Below are 366 nucleotides of genomic sequence, written 5' to 3'. Positions count from 1 at the left end.
ACGTTGATGCCCGCGACGATCACGTTGATCTCGCCGCCGTTCTGGGTGAACGTGATGATCCGGCGCAGCCCGCGCGAGACCCAGTCCATGTTCTCGGTGCCGGACTCCATCGAGATGGTGGCGCCGGACGACAGGGCGAACCACTCGATCGGCGCGCCGATCGATTCCGCGAGGTCGATCGCGGCGACGAGGCGCGAGCACTCCGCCTCGGCGACGGTGCCGAGCGCCTTGGTCGGGTCGCCGAACAGCGCGACCCGCGTCATGCCCTCGGGGTAACGCGTGGTGGGGGTGGACACCAGGCCGACGATCAGGCCCGCGGTGTTGCGGCCGTACGGGCGATCCACCGGCGCCAGGGCGGTGCCGGTC

At 70.8% G+C, this 366-nt stretch carries 1 protein-coding gene; it reads right to left on the bottom strand.

Annotated elements, in window-relative coordinates; translation table 11 throughout:
* The coding region (locus AC1DYG_RS20830; RefSeq protein WP_477641726.1) for a hypothetical protein at positions 1-366 on the bottom strand (366 nt) is incomplete at both ends.

It is taken from the genome of Pedococcus sp. P1_H8, assembly GCF_056405175.1.
The sequence above is the reverse complement of the archived record's forward strand: the minus strand, read 5'-3'. Positions and strand labels throughout refer to the sequence as shown.